We start from the raw sequence: 16269 nt of genomic DNA on the forward strand, positions 1-16269 counted from the left end.
CCGGGGCATACCCTTTGGAGTGCGGTTCAGTGTGGCTTGGCTGCCGCCTGCCACAAAACCTCCGCTACTCCCTGGCGCCTGGCAATCACCCGCGCCGCCACAAACAGCAAGTCCGACAACCGATTGATATACGCCAACCCAACGCCTTCCAACGGCTCCACCGCATTCAGGTGCTGACATCGCCGCTCCGCGCTGCGCGCCAGGCTACGGCACACATGGGCCTGGGCAATCAGCGCCGAGCCACCGGGCAGGATAAAGTTCTCCAGTGGCCCGACCTCTTCATTCCAGCGATCAATCGCCGCTTCCAGCCGATCCACTTCTGCGGCGTTCAACGCCTTGTACACCGGCATCGCCAGCTCACCGCCCAGATCGAACAATCGATGCTGGCAAGGCGTCAGTACCTCAACCACATCCTTCAGTTGCGGATGCTTGCCGCTTTGCTCTTCAAGGCCTGCCAGCAACAACCCCAGTTGGCTGTTCAGCGTATCGACTTCGCCGATGGCCTCCACGCGCGGATGGTCCTTGGGCACCCGGCGGCCGTCGCCGAGGCCGGTTTCGCCTTTGTCGCCGGTACGTGTGTAGATTTTCGACAGGCGAAAGCCCATGGTCAGTGCTCCAGTTGGGTGCGTTCGTAGGGTGGCAGTTGGCTGCCGGCCAAGGGGATGCGCAAGGTAAAACAGGTGCCTTGGCCGAGGGTGGAATGTACTTCCATTTGGCCTTTGTGGTTGTTGGTGATGATGAAATACGACACCGACAGCCCCAGCCCTGTGCCCTGGCCGATTTCCTTGGTGGTGAAGAATGGCTCGAAGGTGCGCTTGCGCACATTCTCACTCATGCCGATGCCGTTATCTTCCACCTGGATCTCTGCCCATGGCGGGTTGAGGCGGGTGCGCAGGATGATGCGCCCCGGCTCGCGATCGTCTTCACGCAGGTGAATCGCCTGGGCGGCGTTTTTCAGCAGGTTGAGCAGCACCTGCTCCAGTTCGTTGGCGGTGCCGGGCACCGGGCCCAACTGCGGGTCGAACTGGCGGATGATCGCCTGGCCCTTGAAGTCGAACCCTATGGCCAGGTCGAAGTCGTTGCCGGCAATTTCAACCGCCTGGTCGATCAGCGCGGGTAAGTCGCAAGGCGCCATCTGTCGATTGCTGCGCCGGCTGAAACTGAGCATGTGCGTGACGATTTTGGCGGCTCGTGCCCCGGCTTGCTGGATGCCATCGAGCAGTTGTGGCACTTCGCGACCTTCCAGGTAGCGGTTGATCGTCGCCAGTTCCACGCCTGTCTGTTCGGCGTATTCCAGATTCTTGGGCAGGTCGGCGGACAAACGGCGGCGGATGTTCTGTACGTTGTGCAGGATCGCCCCCAGCGGGTTGTTGATTTCGTGGGCCATACCGGCGGCCAGCCCGCCGACGGAGAGCATTTTTTCCGACTGCACCATCATTTCTTCCAGGGACAGGCGCTGGGTGATGTCATCGATGCGGATCACCACACCGCGCCCGGCACCGCCCATCAGTGGATAGAACGTCAGGGCGTAATGCTTGGGCTCTTCATCCTTGATCCAGGTCACACGTTCGATGCGTTCTACCGTGTGTTGCTCGATCGTGGCCTTGATTTGCGGCAGGAAAGGCTTGAGCGGTTCGAAGGCGAGATAGATCGGCTGGTTCAGTGCTTCGTCCAGGCGCGTACCGGAAAGCGCGCTGGCTTCCTGGTTCCACTGGGTGACATAGAGCTGCTCGTCCAGGGCGATCAGCGCCGAGGGCATTGAGTCGATGATGCTGTTGAGGTAGTTCTGGAAACCGGTGAGTTTTTTCTCGATTTTGCTGCGAACCTGGACTTCCAGCTCCAGCTTGCGGTTGGTGTGGCGGGTCTCTTCAGCCAGGCCCTGGGCCTGGTCGTAGGCGGCCTGGGAGTCGTCCCGGGCGCGCTTGAGCTGTTGCTCGCGGGCTTCGATACGCGACAACATCGTGTTGAACGCTTCGGCCAGGCTGCCGATTTCATCGTGGTTGCCACGGCCGGCGCGCAGGGCGTAGTTTTCTTCGCGGGTTACCTGGCGTGACAGTTCTTCCAGTTCGTGGATCGGCCGGGTGATCAGGCGTTTGATCTGCCGCGCGATCACTAACCACAACAGCACGCTGAAAATCAGGATGCCCAGGCTGGCCGTCAGCGTGCCGGTATAGAACGCCACCGGCAGCTCACTGCTGGCCACCAGCAGCAAATGCCCTGAAGGCTGGCCGGCGCGGGGCAGGGTGATCACCTGGTTGCTGCGAAACTCGGTCACGCGCCACGCCTCGATATGCCGATAGTTGTCGGGCAAATTCAAGCGATCACCGTGTTGCATCTGCGCCAGGCGGTTGCCTTCGCCGTCGTACAAGGCGGCAGCGCGCAAGGGTGAATAGCTGGTCAGTTCATTGAGCAGCGCTTGGGCTTTGGCGCTGGATTCGAGGGCTTCGGCGGCGAGGGCCGGGTTGGAGACCAGCCGACCGATGGCCTGCAAGGCCTGGGGAGCCATGCTCTCCTGGGAGATCCAATAGGCGGCGCTGATAAAGGTCAGGTTGGCCACCAGTAATACGGTGGTCAGCAGCACCAGCAGGGCGGCCAGCAGTTTCTGCCCTACCGGTAAGTTTTCAAGACGCTGGCGCAGCGGCATCAGGGTTTTCCCAGGTGATAGACAGGCTGGCAGGGTAGCGCGTGGTTCAGTCGCGGGGCAATCGGCGTACCACTAACTGGTCGATCAAGCGCTGCTGCAACTGCTGCAAATGCGGCAGCGTCAATTGGTGGCGGGTTGCCGCCTGGCAAGCATAGCCCAACAAGTAGCTGATTTCGGTGCGGCGGGCGTTGGCCACGTCCTGGTACATGGAGGAATAGTTGGCGGCGGTGGCGTGGATCACCCGTTCCACTTCTGCTTGCAGATCCTGCGCGGCGGCGGGTTGGCCGCAGCATTCCAATAGTTCGCCGAGTTCGGCGCACAGGGTGGCCACTTCGCATTGATGCTTTTGCAGCTCGCCATTGCGGCACTGGTAAAGCACGGTCAGTGGGTTGATCGCGCAATTGAGCGCCAGCTTGCGCCATAGCCGCGTCAGGATATCGGTACTCCATTCGTGGGGGATGCCGGCGGCTTGCAACTCGTCCAGCCACACCGGTGGCGTCGGCCGGGCCGAGTCGCCCAGCCAGGTGTAGCCATGACCCGCAAAGACCACGCGCCAGTCCGCCTGGCGAAACGCGCCTTCGGTGCTGGAGGCAAAGATGCAGCGTGCCTGGGGCAATTGCGCGGCCACCGCGTCTTGGCTGCCAAGGCCGTTTTGCAGCAGGATCAACTCCGCGTCTTGCATCAGCCGGTGTTGCAGCTGTGCGACCGCGCTTTGGGCGTCGTAGGCTTTGCACGCTACCAGCAGGCGATGAATTGGCTCCGGGCCGTGGGGCGTTTCGCCAATGACTGGATATGTCTGCTCTACGCCGTGCTCGACCAACGTCAGCCCCTTTGCGGCCTGATAGTTGGCCAGGCGCGCCTCATCCCGCAGGATCAACCTCACGGGCAGCCCGGCGCGGGCCAGGCGCGTGGCCCAGAGTGTGCCCAGGCTGCCGGCGCCGAGAATATGCCAGGTGGTCGACATCAGTTTTTGCTCCGTAGGGTCGCCTGCGGTGAACGGGGCGAAAGAACCGCTATAATGCCCCGGCATTTTAGCTCGGGCGCGCTCCATCTCTACTGAGCCCGCCCCTTTATTATTGGAGAAATCACATGCCTTCGTTCGACGTGGTATCTGAACTGGACAAACACGAAGTCACCAACGCCGTCGAGAATGCCGTCAAGGAGCTGGACCGTCGCTATGACCTCAAAGGCAAGGGCAGCTTCGAGTTCAAGGAAAAAGAACTGACCGTCAACCTGACCGCTGAAGCCGATTTCCAGCTGGAAGCGATGATCGAGATCCTCAAGCTGTCACTGGTCAAGCGCAAGATCGACGCGCAATGCCTTGAAATCAAGGACGCCTACGCCTCCGGCAAGCTGATGAAGCAGGAAGCCGTGCTCAAGGAAGGCATCGACAAGGAGCTGGCGAAGAAAATCGTCGCGCATATCAAGGATGCCAAGCTGAAAGTCCAGGCCGCCATCCAGGGTGAGCAAGTTCGTGTGACCGGCAAGAAGCGTGACGATCTGCAAGAGGCCATCGCGGCCCTGCGCGCCAAGACCTTCGACATGCCGTTGCAGTTCAATAACTTCCGCGACTGATGGCACTTTGCGGAACCTGTGCGCGTTTTTGACGTCCCACGCCCCAGAATCCGCGCCTACACTTGAGCCCTACGGGGCTCATTTGCGTTTTTAGGCAGTCAATAAAGCCGCACATCCGCTACACAGGAGAAGCTCCATGGATTTAAACGCTGAAATGGATCACTTGATCAAGACCTCACAGTCGTGGATCCCGATGATCATGGAATATGGCAGCCGCGTATTGCTGGCGATGATCACCCTGGCCATTGGCTGGTGGCTGATCAATGTATTGACCCACCGAGTGGGCCGCCTGCTGGCCCTGCGTAACGCAGACCAGGCGCTGCAACATTTCATCACCAGCCTGGCGAACATCGCGCTCAAAGTCATGCTGGTGGTCAACGTGGCCTCGATGATCGGCGTGGCGACCACCTCGTTCGTTGCCGCCATCGGTGCCGCTACCCTGGCTATTGGCCTGACCTTGCAAGGCAGCCTGGCGAATTTTGCCGGTGGCGTGCTGATTCTGTTGTTCCGCCCGTTCCGCATTGGTGACTGGATCGAAGCCCAGGGCACCTCGGGTACCGTCGACAGCATCCAGATCTTCCACACGGTGTTGCGCACCGGCGACAACAAGACGGTGATCATTCCTAACGGCAGCCTGTCCAACGGCCTTATCACCAACACCAACCGCCAGCCGACCCGCAAGGTGGTGTTTGACGTGGGTGTGGACTACGAGGCGGACCTGCAGAAAGCCCGCGAAGTGCTGCTGGAGCTGGCCAAGGACCCACGCGTACTGACCGATCCTGCCGCGGTCGCGGTGGTTTCGACCCTGGGCGACAGCTCGATCACCGTTTCCCTGCGCTGCTGGACCAATACGCCGGATTATTGGGACGTAGTGTTCATGCTTAATGAATTGGCGCGTGATCGTTTGAAGGCGGCGGGAATTGATATTCCATTTCCGCAGCGGGTTATTCGCGTAATGCAGGAAGCCGCACCGAAGTAACGGGAAGCGTCATGTTTAACTTGGCCGAAAGGTCAGGTTAAACGTGTTGGTTTAATCTCATTAGTTACTTAGCTTGCTAGTTATTATCGGGCGACATGAAACTGCAATAAAAAAGCCGCTCCCTTGCAAACAGGGGAGCGGCTTTTTGTTTAAGGCCGAAGCCTTAAGTCATCGTTGTAATTGAACGGGCAATTACAGGATGTTCAGCGGGTATTGCGCGATCAGACGCAGTTCGTCGAGAGAACCCGAGTAAACCTGATCAGACGAGCGATAGGTCGCTTGACGTACGCGCAGGCTCAGGTCCTTGGCCGGACCGCTCTGGATCACGTACTTGGCTTCGATATCGCGTTCCCACTCTTTACCGTTGTTAGTCGTGGCGATGTTGGCGCCGCGACCGGTTACGTAACGAGTCATGAAGCTCAGGCCTGGAATGCCGAAGGTCGCCATGTTCAGGTCATAACGAGCTTGGTAGGACTTCTCGTCTTCAGCGTTGAAGTCGGAACGGGCGATGGAGTTGGCCAGGAAAATCGTGCCGCCGCCGTCTACGCCGTAGCCGTATTGGCCGTCGCCGCTGACTTTCTGAGCTGCCAGGGTGAAGGTGTGAGCACCAATGGTGTACGCGCCTTGCAAGCTGAATGCACGGTTGTCGAGCTTGGTGGTCTTGTCTTTGTCGGACCGTACCAGGCCCGCGCCGTCGCTCTTGGTGTCGTAGATGTTGAAGTCGACAGCCACGGATTGGTCATCGCTAAGCGCGTGTGTCCAGTTCACGTTGGCGTAGATCTTCTTCCAGTAGTCTTCCACTTTCGAGTAGTAGAGGCTGGTGGTGAACTCTGGGGTCCAGGAGTACACGCCGCCCACGAAGTTGGCGTCGCGCAGGCCGCGGTTTGAGTTTGGCTCAGAGCTGAGGATACTGTCGCGGTAGGTCTGGTCTTGGGCAACGATCGAGGTGAAGTGACCGGCTTCCAGTTTCAGATCTTTGATTTCGTTGCTGGTGATGGAAACGCCTTGCGGCAGTTCCGGCAGCAAACGGCTGTCATCGGAGGCGAATACTGGAGCGGTGGTGTATTGATCACCGACCTTCAGAACCGTGTTGGAAATACGGAACTTCACGGCAGCGCCGGCTTTGGAATAGTCGTCCTGCGAACGGCCGTCGGAACCTTCAGGGAACAGACCGGTACCTGCGCGCCCTTTGCCGCTGTCGAGTTTGACGCCCAGCAGGCCGATGACATCGACACCAACACCGACGGTGCCTTGGGTGTAGCCCGAGCTGAAGAGGCCGTGGAAGCCCAGACCGGATTCTTCAATACGGCTTTGCGCTGCATCGTGATTACGGCGGTCACGGCTGAAGTACAAGGCACGCGTCAGGATGCTGGCGGTGCTGTCTTCGATAAAGCCCTTGGAATCGTCCTGGGCGGACGCCATTGCGAACTGCGAGGTGCCTGCTGAAACAGCCAGGGCGATCATGCTCCACTTCATCACGCGCATCGTGATTTGCTCCTTTGGTTTTAGGAAGAGTACTGCCGTCCCACCTGTATTTTTATCTGGGCGGCTCTTTCTTTTTTGTGTCGGCGCAAAGTTATATCACGCCGGCTCTATTGACGATACTTACCCATCTTTCCTTTCAGCTTCTTTACGAGGCTGTCGTAAATTGCTAGCTCCGTGTCGCAAATTCACAGCCCGACTGTAAATGGGCTGACAACTTCAATGCTGTTTTCAAACGCCTTTCGAAGTTTGAAACCTTCCCTGAGATGCATTGAAACGCCACTGTTCTTTATCGCGTAACACCTGCTTCCCGGCAGGTGCCGTTGCCGACGATAACGGGGTGAATGCAACAAGCGCGCCCAACTCAGTAACCGAATGTCATTTTTTCGTGAAAAATGTGATGGTCCTGTAAAAACCTCATAAACACGGGCTTTTTAAGCCGTTTGGTTTGGGCTTGACGCCCTAGTGTTACTTCTGTTCGCAGGTACAAAAAAGCTGTTCCAGGTAAAAACGTTACCGGTCCACCCCACGAAGTGGGTAGTTCGCGGGCCCCTTTGAAGCACAGGTGGGTCATTTTGGTGCATCCCGGTGAGGCCCAAGTTAGCGTAGCTCAAATAATTGCCTGCATCGAAAGGGTGCAGGTTTTTTGCAGGATTGCGCGGGTGCGTGTGCAATCGCCGTGAAGCCTGAGGCATTCAACGGTATGCTGGGCGCCCTGAACCTGACCTGCCGAACGGAGGCCCGCGGTGTTCGCCTTAGATCAACGCCTGCAACAAGACACACTGGTCATCGGGGATTTCCCGTTGTGCCGCCTGCTGCTGACCAACGACTCGAACTACCCCTGGTTCATCCTGGTGCCGCGCATCGAAGGTATCAGCGAAGTGTTTCAGCTGAGTGTCCAAGATCAACAAACTCTGTGGCAAGAGACGACAGCCCTGGCGCAATGGCTGAACCAGGGCCTGGACGCCGACAAGATGAATATCGGTGCACTGGGCAACGTGGTCAGCCAACTGCATGTGCATGTGATCGTACGCAAGCGCGATGACGCCGCCTGGCCGGCACCGGTGTGGGGCAAGCATCCTGCGCAGCCCTATACTGACGAGCAAGTGGCGGGTATCCGCGCACGTCTGCGCGAGCTGCTGCCCGCCGATTTCAAATTTACCCAGAGCTGAATCATGGATCTGCAAGCACGCGTTACCGACCTGGAAAGCCGCCTGGCCTTTCAGGACGACACCATCGAGACCCTCAATGACATCCTCGTCGCCCAGCAACGCGCGGTTGAGCGCCTGCAACTGCAGATGACTGCGCTGCTCAAGCGCCAGGAAGAAATGGGTGGCCAGTTCGAAACGTCCGAAGAAGAAGCGCCACCGCCTCACTATTGATCCGGGGGCAATAAAAAACCGCGACCCGGCAGCGCCGGATCGCGGTTTTTTTACGGCTGCTAAAGCGGTATCAGCGACGCGGCAATGCCGCGATCACGTCTTCGGCTTGCAGGCCCTTGTCGCGATTCATCACGGAGAATTCCACGCGCTGACCTTCCACCAGGACGCGATGGCCTTCACCGCGAATGGCCCGGAAGTGGACGAAGATATCGTCGCCCGAATCACGGGAAATAAAGCCGAAGCCTTTGGACGTATTGAACCACTTGACGGTACCGGTATCCCGGTTGGTCATATCGTAGTTCTGCGACGCGGCCGCCGGCGACGAACGGTAGAAGCTGATGGCCAGGTGAAGAACGATGGCGACCACAGCAATCACCAGGCTGAGCAGGATGGCCGGATGACCACCGACTTCAGGCATGGGTGCCAGGAGGGTGAGGGTTTGTACGACAACGGTCAGTACCAGCAGCGCGCTGACCAGGTTTTGCAGTTGATGACGGGTGCCTTTGTTCCAGTAAGGGATTACCGGGGCGAGGGTCAGGTTAAGAAGGCCGAACAAGGCCAGATACAAAGCATCATGTTGTTGCAGGTAGGGCAGGCTTTCAGGCTGCAGGCTCGGGATAAAGGACAGCAGCAACGCTGCAACGCCCGTTAGCAGGTGGACGATTTTCAACATTTTGATTAACTCACGTTAAGACGGATCACCAGGAAGAGCTGACTGGCACGGTTCGCTTCTGAACAATGGGAGGCGTTGGGCACGTGCACGGGTATCAGCCTATGCCGCTTGCCGTGGACATTAACGGCGGCGACACGCTGCCTATTTAACAGCAAAGGCCGTGCCTACTCAAATCAAGCATTTACGGGGCGCGTGAGGCTTTGGGCATTTGCAGGGCAAACACTTGTCCTAGACAGGTGCGCGCGATTTGCCGCACGTCGCCTGGGTGTATCCGGCTGCGTATCGCCGGCACTCTTGCTAGAGTGGTGCGGCACCTGGTCAATGAATGTTGCTCAATTGAAGGGGATAAACATGGCAATCGATATCGGCATCAGTGAAGAAGATCGCAAATCCATCGTCGACGGGCTTTCGCGGCTGCTTTCCGATACCTATGTACTGTATCTGAAGACCCACAACTTCCATTGGAACGTCACAGGCCCCATGTTTCGTACGTTGCACTTGATGTTCGAAGAGCAGTACAACGAGCTGGCGCTGGCGGTGGACTCCATTGCCGAGCGTATCCGCGCCCTTGGGTTCCCGGCACCGGGCGCCTATTCGATCTACGCCCGGCTTTCTTCTATCAAGGAAGAGGAAGGCGTACCCAGCGCCGAAGAGATGATCAAGCAGCTGGTGACCGGCCAGGAGGCGGTCACCCGCACGGCGCGTGGCATCTTCCCATTGCTCGATAAAGTCAGCGATGAGCCGACGGCGGACCTGCTGACCCAGCGCATGCAGGTCCATGAGAAAACCGCGTGGATGCTGCGTTCCCTGCTCGAAAATCAATAAGTCACGCATCGGAGTGGCGCCGTCCTGGCGCCACTCGCTTGTTTCTGCGCACTTCCTGGCGTTGTCCTACAACTATCGACTCCGCGTCTTCTGGCTGCCACCGGTCTCCCTGCTGTTCCATAGAACCATCGCCCAATGGGAATAACCCCTGGGTTACTGTTTGGCAATGGAGTGTCAGGTGTATGTCACGCGCGGTGGGTAATGGAGTGATGGAAACCTGTGGTTTTCATAAGATAAAAGTCGACCCGTTTGCTAAAGGGTTCGACATGGCGCTGGCCAGGCCCTTGTCCCGATCGGTCAGGCTCAATGGGTTTTCAACGTGCCTGCGGCTTGAGCAGGTCTATTGGAACATCCTTACGGAAATAGCCCGGATCAATGCCTGTTCTGTCAGTGCATTGTTGTCTTACGTCGACCGGGAAGTGCATTTGCGTTACGGCGGTGTGAAAAATTTCAGTGGGCTCGTGAGGGTGGTGTGCGTCGTTCACTTGCTAAAAAGCTGCGCCACCTCGCCGAACCCTGAGTAAACCCGTGACCCCGCAGCCGGCCCGCCGCCCAGGCGGGCGAGGCTTCGGGTAGAAAGCCGGCTGCGCTGCCTCGATTTACCAGATATAATCCCGCGCTTTGCTGCGCATGCCGCCGACCCTTAGGGCAGGCGTGGCGCAGTAACGTTCTGATCGCCGAGACATCTCCATGCCCATGTACGACTATCAATGTGCTTCCTGTGGTCATCAGTTGGAAGCCATTCAGAAGATCAGCGCAGCGCCGCTGGTCGATTGCCCAGCCTGCCAGGCTCCGGAGCTCAAGAAGATGTTGTCCATGCCGGGCTTCCGCTTGAGCGGCAGCGGCTGGTACGAGACCGATTTCAAGACCGGCTCGAAGAAGAATCTGGCGGGCGGCGACAAAGCAGACTGAGTTGAACTCTACGCGCAGGCTCCTGCATTATCCGTCCCCTGCTTTAATGTACGGTGACGAGGCAGGCCTGCCACCGAATTTCGAATTACGAGAAGTGAAACCACGACCATGATGCGCAGCCACTATTGCGGCCAACTGAACGAGACCCTGGAAGGTCAGGAAATCACCCTTTGCGGATGGGTTCACCGTCGCCGCGACCACGGCGGGGTGATCTTCCTCGATATCCGTGATCGTGATGGTCTGGCCCAGGTAGTGTTCGACCCGGACCGCGCCGAGAGCTTCGCCGCCGCCGACCGTGTGCGCAGCGAGTACGTTGTGAAGATCACCGGTAAGGTCCGCCTGCGTCCTGCCGGTGCCGTGAACAAGAACATGGCGTCCGGTGGCATCGAAGTGCTGGGCTACGAGCTGGAAGTGTTGAACGAGTCGGAAACGCCGCCGTTCCCGCTCAACGAATACTCCGACGTAGGCGAAGAAACCCGCCTGCGGTACCGCTTCCTGGACCTGCGTCGTCCGGAAATGGCCGAGAAGCTGCGCCTGCGTTCGCGCATGACCACCAGCATCCGCCGCTTCCTGGATGAAAACGGCTTCCTCGACGTCGAAACGCCGATCCTCACCCGGGCCACCCCGGAAGGCGCGCGTGACTACCTGGTACCGAGCCGTACCCACGCCGGTTCGTTCTTCGCGCTGCCGCAATCGCCGCAGTTGTTCAAGCAATTGCTGATGGTGGCCGGCTTCGACCGTTACTACCAGATCGCCAAATGCTTCCGCGACGAAGACCTGCGCGCTGACCGCCAGCCGGAATTCACCCAGATCGACATCGAGACCAGTTTCCTCGATGAAAAAGAGATCATGGGCCTGACCGAGCAAATGATCCGCAACCTGTTCAAGGAAGTGCTGGACCTGGAGTTCGGCGAATTCCCGCACATGACCTTCGAAGAGGCCATGCGCCGCTACGGTTCCGACAAGCCAGACCTGCGTAACCCGCTGGAACTGGTGGACGTGGCCGACCAGCTAAAGGACGTCGACTTCAAGGTGTTCAGCGGCCCGGCCAACGACCCGAAATGCCGCATCGCCGCCCTGCGTGTGCCAGGCGGCGCGAGCATGCCGCGCAAGCAGATCGACGACTACACCAAGTTCGTCGGCATCTACGGTGCCAAGGGCCTGGCGTACATCAAGGTCAATGAGCGCGCCAACGGCGTTGACGGCCTGCAATCGCCGATCGTGAAAAACATCCCGCTGGACAACCTGAACGCGATCCTCGATCGCGTGGGTGCGGTCGACGGTGACATCGTGTTCTTCGGCGCCGACAAGGCCAAGATCGTCAGCGAAGCCCTGGGCGCGCTGCGTATCAAGCTGGGTCACGACCTGAACCTGCTGACCTGCGAATGGGCGCCGATGTGGGTCGTTGACTTCCCGATGTTCGAAGAGAACGACGACGGCAGCTTCAGCGCCTTGCACCACCCGTTCACCGCGCCGAAGTGCTCCCCGGCCGAGTTGGAAGCCAACCCGGCAGGCGCGTTGTCCCGCGCCTACGACATGGTGCTCAACGGCACCGAGCTGGGTGGCGGTTCGATCCGTATCCACCGCAAAGAGATGCAGCAAGCGGTCTTCCGCCTGTTGGGCATCAACGAAGCGGAACAGGAAGAGAAATTCGGCTTCCTGCTCGACGCCCTGAAATACGGCGCGCCGCCGCACGGTGGCCTGGCGTTCGGCCTGGACCGTCTGGTCATGCTGATGACTGGCGCCCAGTCGATCCGTGAAGTGATCGCCTTCCCGAAAACCCAGAGCGCCGCGGACGTCATGACCCAGGCTCCGGGTGTGGTGGATGCCAAGGCACTGCGCGAGCTGCACATCCGCCTGCGCGAGACGCCGAAGGCTGAGTAAGGCTGCTGCGTGAAAGCGCGATAGGGTTGTAGGCAGTCAAAAAGGCGCATCTTCGGATGCGCCTTTGCGTTTAAAAGAGGGAAATCTCGCCTGGGGCGGGATTGATAAGGTTTCTAGAGAATTCGGAGTTGTGTTATGGCTGGCCATTCCAAGTGGGCGAACATCAAGCACCGCAAAGAGCGTCAGGATGCCAAGAAAGGCAAGATTTTTACCAAGTGGATCCGTGAGCTGACCGTCGCCGCCCGCCAGGGCGGTGGTGACCCAGGTTCCAACCCGCGTCTGCGCCTGGCACTGGACAAGGCCCTGGGCGCTAACATGAGCCGCGACATCATCGACCGCGCCGTGGCTCGTGGCGCCGGTGCGACCGACACCGACGACATGGTCGAGCTGACCTACGAAGGTTATGGTCCGGGCGGCGTGGCGGTGATGGTCGAGTGCATGACCGATAACCGCAACCGCACCGCCGCCGCCGTGCGCCATGCATTCAGCAAATGCGGCGGCAACTTGGGTACCGATGGCTCGGTGGCCTACCTGTTCGAGCGTAAAGGGCAGATATCCTTCGCGCCGGGCACCGATGAAGACGCGCTGATGGAAGCTGCGATGGAGGCCGATGCCGACGACGTGGTGACCAACGAAGACGGCTCCATCGATGTGTTTACCTCGTTTGCCAGCTTCTACGCCGTGCGTAACGCGTTGGAGGCTGCCGGCTTCAAGGGCACCGACGCGGAAATCGTGATGTTGCCGACCACCAGTGCCGAACTGGACCTGGACGGCGCGCAGAAAGTGCTGAAGATGCTGGATATGCTCGAAGACCTGGATGATGTGCAGAACGTTTACTCGAATGCCGACATCCCGGAATCGGTAGCGGAGCAACTGGGCTGAAAAGCGCTGTAGCTCCGAATCTGGGAGGGGCTTGTGTGGGAGGGGGCTTGCCCTCGATGAGGGAGTGTCAGTAAGCACATTTGTGACTGACCCACCGCCATCGGGGGCAAGCCCCTCCCACATTGGATTCTCTGAGTATCAAGAAATGTGTTTACCCTAACCGCAGGCGTTATGACTTTAATCCTAGGTATCGACCCCGGTTCGCGCATTACCGGTTTTGGCGTGGTGCAACAGACCCCGCGCGGCTGCGTCTACGTTGCTTCGGGGTGCATCCGCACCGGTTCGGGCGAACTGGCCGAGCGTTTGCAGATTGTCTATCGCGGCGTGCGTGAAGTGATCCAGACCTACGGCCCTGTGACCATGGGCATCGAAAAAGTATTCATGGCCAAGAACGCCGATTCTGCGTTGAAGCTTGGTCAGGCCCGCGGTGCTGCTATCGTGGCTGGCGCCGAGGAGGGCATGGAGATCGCCGAATACACCGCGACCCAGGTCAAGCAGGCTGTGGTCGGCACTGGCGCGGCCAATAAAGAACAGGTGCAGATGATGGTCATGCACATGCTAAAACTCACTTCAAAACCGCAGATTGACGCTTCCGACGCCCTGGCCATCGCCATTTGTCATGCGCATACCCGTTCCAGCCTGCTGCCTCATGGGTTGGGCACCGCACGCAGTCGTGGCGGGCGGCTGCGTCTCTGATAGCATCAGCGCAATCGATATTTGCGGTCAGGCCTTTGATCTGACCCCCACGCTTTAAGGATCTGAACCGTGATTGGACGCTTGCGCGGCACTCTGGCTGAAAAACAGCCGCCGCACCTGATTCTGGATGTCAATGGGTTGGGGTATGAGCTGGAAGTGCCCATGACTACGCTGTACCGCCTGCCCTCGGTCGGCGAACCCATTACGCTGCATACTCACCTGGTGGTGCGCGAAGACGCGCAATTGCTCTATGGTTTCATTGGCAAGCGTGACCGCGACTTCTTCCGTGAACTGATTCGCCTCAATGGCGTAGGGCCAAAATTGGCGCTGGCCTTGATGTCGAGCCTGGAAGTGGATGAACTGGTGCGTGCGGTTTCGGCCCAGGACACCTCGGCGCTGACCAAGGTGCCAGGCGTGGGCAAGAAAACCGCCGAGCGCCTGCTGGTGGAGCTCAAGGACCGCTTTAAAGCGTGGGAAGTCGTACCGAGCATGTTCGCCCTGGTGCCGAACCAGCCGGACATGCCGGCGGGCCAGGTCGCTAGCGCCGAAAGCGATGCGGTCAGTGCCTTGATCTCCCTGGGCTACAAGCCGCAGGAAGCCAGCAAAGCCGTGTCGGCCATCAAAGACAAGAACCTGAGCAGTGAAGACATGATCCGCCGAGCCCTGAAGGGAATGATTTAAGTGATTGAAGCTGATCGTCTGATCGCGGCCACCGGCCCGCGCGACCGTGAAGAAGTCCAGGACCGTGCCATTCGCCCGCTGAGCCTGGCCGACTACATCGGCCAGCCCACCGTGCGCGAGCAGATGGAGCTGTTTATCCAGGCCGCGCGTGGGCGCAGTGAGTCTTTGGACCACACCTTGATCTTCGGCCCGCCGGGCTTGGGTAAAACCACCCTGGCCAACATCATTGCCCAGGAAATGGGCGTGTCGATCAAATCCACCTCCGGCCCTGTGCTGGAGCGTCCAGGCGACCTGGCCGCGCTGCTGACCAACCTTGAACCTCACGATGTGTTGTTTATCGACGAGATTCACCGCCTGTCGCCGATTGTCGAGGAAGTGCTGTACCCCGCGATGGAAGACTTCCAGCTCGACATCATGATCGGCGAAGGCCCGGCGGCCCGTTCGATCAAGCTCGACCTGCCACCGTTCACGCTGGTGGGCGCAACGACGCGTGCCGGTATGCTGACCAACCCGTTGCGAGACCGTTTCGGCATTGTTCAACGTCTAGAGTTCTATAGCACCGCCGACCTGGCAACCATCGTCAGCCGTTCGGCAAGCATTCTCGGGTTGCCGCTGGACCCGGAAGGCGCGTTTGAAATCGCCCGTCGCGCCCGTGGCACGCCGCGAATTGCCAACCGCCTGCTGCGCCGCGTGCGCGACTTTGCCGAAGTGCGAGCCAAGGGGCATATCACCAAGGCCGTGGCCGACCTGGCGTTGAACCTGCTGGACGTGGATGAGCATGGTTTCGACCACCAGGACCGGCGCCTGCTCTTGACCATGATCGAGAAATTCGACGGTGGCCCGGTGGGTGTGGACAGCCTGGCGGCCGCAATCAGTGAGGAGCGCCATACCATCGAAGATGTGCTGGAGCCGTACCTGATCCAGCAGGGCTATATCATGCGCACCCCAAGGGGCCGCGTCGTCACACGCCATGCCTATCTGCACTTCGGGTTAAACATTCCGTCACGTTTGGGTGAGATGCCTGCGGTAGACGAGTTTCTCGATGCAGTGGACGATTAAAAAGGCGATGCGGGCCGATTTATTCGAGGTTTGTGCTGTCCCAGTGTCTGGCGTCGTCAGTCAGTGGTTGGAAATGTCTTTGAGAATGCAAAAACAGTTGCTCAGCCGGATTGGCAACCTCAGGAGTAAGCACTAGAGTATGCGCGCGCAAAACGGGGATCAGTCGTTCGCACATCGCTGTCGCGTTTATTACGAGGACACCGATGCCGGCGGCATCGTGTATTACGTCAATTACCTCAAGTTCATGGAGCGGGCTCGAACCGAGCGGCTACGGGAGCTGGGCTTTGCCCAATCCCAGCTGGCAGGGGAGGACCTGTTATTCGTCGTGCACTCCAGCGAGGCGCGTTACCACGCGCCGGCGCGACTGGACGACGAACTGCTGGTCAGCGCTGAAGTAATCGAATTGAACCGTGCCAGCCTGCGTTTCAAGCAGCAGGTCAGGCGGGCAACGGATGCAACGCTGCTCTGCGAGGGGCAGTTCCTGGTGGCCTGTGTGCGCACCAACAGTTTGAAACCTCGGGCCATTCCCGAAACTCTACGTGCGGCCTTTGCCGCCGTGAGCGGCGCGGGTAAACAATCAAAGCAGGAGATTTAG

At 59.2% G+C, this 16269-nt stretch carries 18 protein-coding genes; 13 read left to right on the forward strand and 5 right to left on the reverse strand.

Annotated features, from left to right (window positions below; translation table 11 throughout):
• Positions 1-26: 26 nt before the first annotated feature.
• The 3 genes from AB4O23_RS09760 to AB4O23_RS09770 are packed head-to-tail and all read right to left on the reverse strand — an operon-like array spanning position 27 to position 3608.
• Positions 27-605, reverse strand: a complete 579-nt coding sequence (locus AB4O23_RS09760) for a cob(I)yrinic acid a,c-diamide adenosyltransferase (RefSeq protein WP_065876970.1) — start codon at positions 603-605, stop codon at positions 27-29.
• 2 nt (positions 606-607) lie between these two features.
• Positions 608-2644 (reverse strand): sensor histidine kinase, encoded by a 2037-nt coding sequence (locus AB4O23_RS09765; protein WP_017529225.1) that lies wholly within the window; start codon positions 2642-2644, stop codon positions 608-610.
• 46 nt (positions 2645-2690) lie between these two features.
• Positions 2691-3608: a putative 2-dehydropantoate 2-reductase gene (locus AB4O23_RS09770; RefSeq protein WP_065876986.1), complete on the reverse strand. Its 918-nt coding sequence runs from the start codon at positions 3606-3608 to the stop codon at positions 2691-2693.
• Between the two features lie 125 nt (positions 3609-3733).
• Between AB4O23_RS09770 and AB4O23_RS09775 the strand changes: the two genes are divergently transcribed.
• The gene (locus AB4O23_RS09775) at positions 3734-4219 is read left to right on the forward strand and encodes a YajQ family cyclic di-GMP-binding protein (protein WP_003175814.1); all 486 of its coding nucleotides are present in this window, start codon (positions 3734-3736) and stop codon (positions 4217-4219) included.
• A gap of 136 nt (positions 4220-4355) precedes the next feature.
• Complete coding sequence (locus tag AB4O23_RS09780; protein ID WP_460062994.1) at positions 4356-5198, forward strand: mechanosensitive ion channel family protein; 843 nt, start codon at positions 4356-4358, stop codon at positions 5196-5198.
• Between the two features lie 192 nt (positions 5199-5390).
• Here AB4O23_RS09780 and AB4O23_RS09785 read toward each other — a convergent pair whose 3' ends face one another.
• Entirely contained in the window at positions 5391-6683 is a 1293-nt protein-coding gene (locus AB4O23_RS09785) for an OprD family porin (RefSeq protein WP_017529222.1), read from the reverse strand.
• 743 nt (positions 6684-7426) lie between these two features.
• Between AB4O23_RS09785 and AB4O23_RS09790 the strand changes: the two genes are divergently transcribed.
• Together AB4O23_RS09790 and AB4O23_RS09795 are read left to right on the forward strand one after the other, a co-directional pair.
• The gene (locus AB4O23_RS09790; protein WP_065876967.1) at positions 7427-7852 is read left to right on the forward strand and encodes an HIT domain-containing protein; all 426 of its coding nucleotides are present in this window, start codon (positions 7427-7429) and stop codon (positions 7850-7852) included.
• A 3-nt stretch (positions 7853-7855) separates the two neighbouring features.
• Positions 7856-8062, forward strand: a complete 207-nt coding sequence (locus tag AB4O23_RS09795) for a SlyX family protein (protein ID WP_003175810.1) — start codon at positions 7856-7858, stop codon at positions 8060-8062.
• A 70-nt stretch (positions 8063-8132) separates the two neighbouring features.
• Here AB4O23_RS09795 and AB4O23_RS09800 read toward each other — a convergent pair whose 3' ends face one another.
• Positions 8133-8735 (reverse strand): cold-shock protein, encoded by a 603-nt coding sequence (locus AB4O23_RS09800; protein ID WP_005790922.1) that lies wholly within the window; start codon positions 8733-8735, stop codon positions 8133-8135.
• Positions 8736-9086: 351 nt separating this feature from the next.
• On the opposite strand from AB4O23_RS09800, the gene AB4O23_RS09805 reads away from it, so the two are divergent.
• The 9 genes from AB4O23_RS09805 (at position 9087) to ybgC (ending at position 16269) form a co-directional block, all read left to right on the forward strand.
• Positions 9087-9560: a Dps family protein gene (locus tag AB4O23_RS09805; protein WP_460105874.1), complete on the forward strand. Its 474-nt coding sequence runs from the start codon at positions 9087-9089 to the stop codon at positions 9558-9560.
• A gap of 182 nt (positions 9561-9742) precedes the next feature.
• The gene (locus tag AB4O23_RS09810) at positions 9743-10084 is read left to right on the forward strand and encodes a ribbon-helix-helix domain-containing protein (RefSeq protein WP_017529220.1); all 342 of its coding nucleotides are present in this window, start codon (positions 9743-9745) and stop codon (positions 10082-10084) included.
• 166 nt (positions 10085-10250) lie between these two features.
• Entirely contained in the window at positions 10251-10472 is a 222-nt protein-coding gene (locus AB4O23_RS09815; protein ID WP_010208103.1) for an FmdB family zinc ribbon protein, read from the forward strand.
• Positions 10473-10580: 108 nt separating this feature from the next.
• Positions 10581-12356, forward strand: a complete 1776-nt coding sequence (gene aspS / locus AB4O23_RS09820) for an aspartate--tRNA ligase (protein WP_116079235.1) — start codon at positions 10581-10583, stop codon at positions 12354-12356.
• Between the two features lie 135 nt (positions 12357-12491).
• Positions 12492-13238 (forward strand): YebC/PmpR family DNA-binding transcriptional regulator, encoded by a 747-nt coding sequence (locus AB4O23_RS09825; protein ID WP_460150462.1) that lies wholly within the window; start codon positions 12492-12494, stop codon positions 13236-13238.
• Between the two features lie 171 nt (positions 13239-13409).
• A complete protein-coding gene (gene ruvC / locus AB4O23_RS09830) occupies positions 13410-13934 on the forward strand; it encodes a crossover junction endodeoxyribonuclease RuvC (protein WP_017529217.1) in 525 nt (174 codons plus the stop codon).
• A 69-nt stretch (positions 13935-14003) separates the two neighbouring features.
• Positions 14004-14615, forward strand: coding sequence for a Holliday junction branch migration protein RuvA (gene ruvA, locus AB4O23_RS09835; RefSeq protein WP_003175802.1), 612 nt, complete (start codon positions 14004-14006; stop codon positions 14613-14615).
• Positions 14616-15674, forward strand: coding sequence for a Holliday junction branch migration DNA helicase RuvB (gene ruvB / locus AB4O23_RS09840; RefSeq protein WP_017529216.1), 1059 nt, complete (start codon positions 14616-14618; stop codon positions 15672-15674).
• Positions 15675-15813: 139 nt separating this feature from the next.
• On the forward strand, positions 15814-16269 hold the full coding sequence (gene ybgC, locus AB4O23_RS09845; RefSeq protein ID WP_032890914.1) for a tol-pal system-associated acyl-CoA thioesterase: 456 nt from the start codon (positions 15814-15816) through the stop codon (positions 16267-16269).

The sequence above is a fragment of the Pseudomonas sp. H2_A10 genome, assembly GCF_054680085.1.

What these genes read in the sequence shown, in the direction of transcription:
- AB4O23_RS09760 (WP_065876970.1), bottom strand. Translation starts at nt 605, where the DNA reads ATGGGCTTTCGCCTGTCGAAAATCTACACACGTACCGGCGACAAAGGC.
- AB4O23_RS09765 (WP_017529225.1), bottom strand. Translation starts at nt 2,644, where the DNA reads ATGCCGCTGCGCCAGCGTCTTGAAAACTTACCGGTAGGGCAGAAACTG.
- AB4O23_RS09770 (WP_065876986.1), bottom strand. Translation starts at nt 3,608, where the DNA reads ATGTCGACCACCTGGCATATTCTCGGCGCCGGCAGCCTGGGCACACTC.
- AB4O23_RS09775 (WP_003175814.1), top strand. Translation starts at nt 3,734, where the DNA reads ATGCCTTCGTTCGACGTGGTATCTGAACTGGACAAACACGAAGTCACC.
- AB4O23_RS09780 (WP_460062994.1), top strand. Translation starts at nt 4,356, where the DNA reads ATGGATTTAAACGCTGAAATGGATCACTTGATCAAGACCTCACAGTCG.
- AB4O23_RS09785 (WP_017529222.1), bottom strand. Translation starts at nt 6,683, where the DNA reads ATGCGCGTGATGAAGTGGAGCATGATCGCCCTGGCTGTTTCAGCAGGC.
- AB4O23_RS09795 (WP_003175810.1), top strand. Translation starts at nt 7,856, where the DNA reads ATGGATCTGCAAGCACGCGTTACCGACCTGGAAAGCCGCCTGGCCTTT.
- AB4O23_RS09800 (WP_005790922.1), bottom strand. Translation starts at nt 8,735, where the DNA reads ATGTTGAAAATCGTCCACCTGCTAACGGGCGTTGCAGCGTTGCTGCTG.
- AB4O23_RS09805 (WP_460105874.1), top strand. Translation starts at nt 9,087, where the DNA reads ATGGCAATCGATATCGGCATCAGTGAAGAAGATCGCAAATCCATCGTC.
- AB4O23_RS09810 (WP_017529220.1), top strand. Translation starts at nt 9,743, where the DNA reads ATGTCACGCGCGGTGGGTAATGGAGTGATGGAAACCTGTGGTTTTCAT.
- AB4O23_RS09815 (WP_010208103.1), top strand. Translation starts at nt 10,251, where the DNA reads ATGCCCATGTACGACTATCAATGTGCTTCCTGTGGTCATCAGTTGGAA.
- aspS (WP_116079235.1), top strand. Translation starts at nt 10,581, where the DNA reads ATGATGCGCAGCCACTATTGCGGCCAACTGAACGAGACCCTGGAAGGT.
- AB4O23_RS09825 (WP_460150462.1), top strand. Translation starts at nt 12,492, where the DNA reads ATGGCTGGCCATTCCAAGTGGGCGAACATCAAGCACCGCAAAGAGCGT.
- ruvC (WP_017529217.1), top strand. Translation starts at nt 13,410, where the DNA reads ATGACTTTAATCCTAGGTATCGACCCCGGTTCGCGCATTACCGGTTTT.
- ybgC (WP_032890914.1), top strand. Translation starts at nt 15,814, where the DNA reads ATGCGCGCGCAAAACGGGGATCAGTCGTTCGCACATCGCTGTCGCGTT.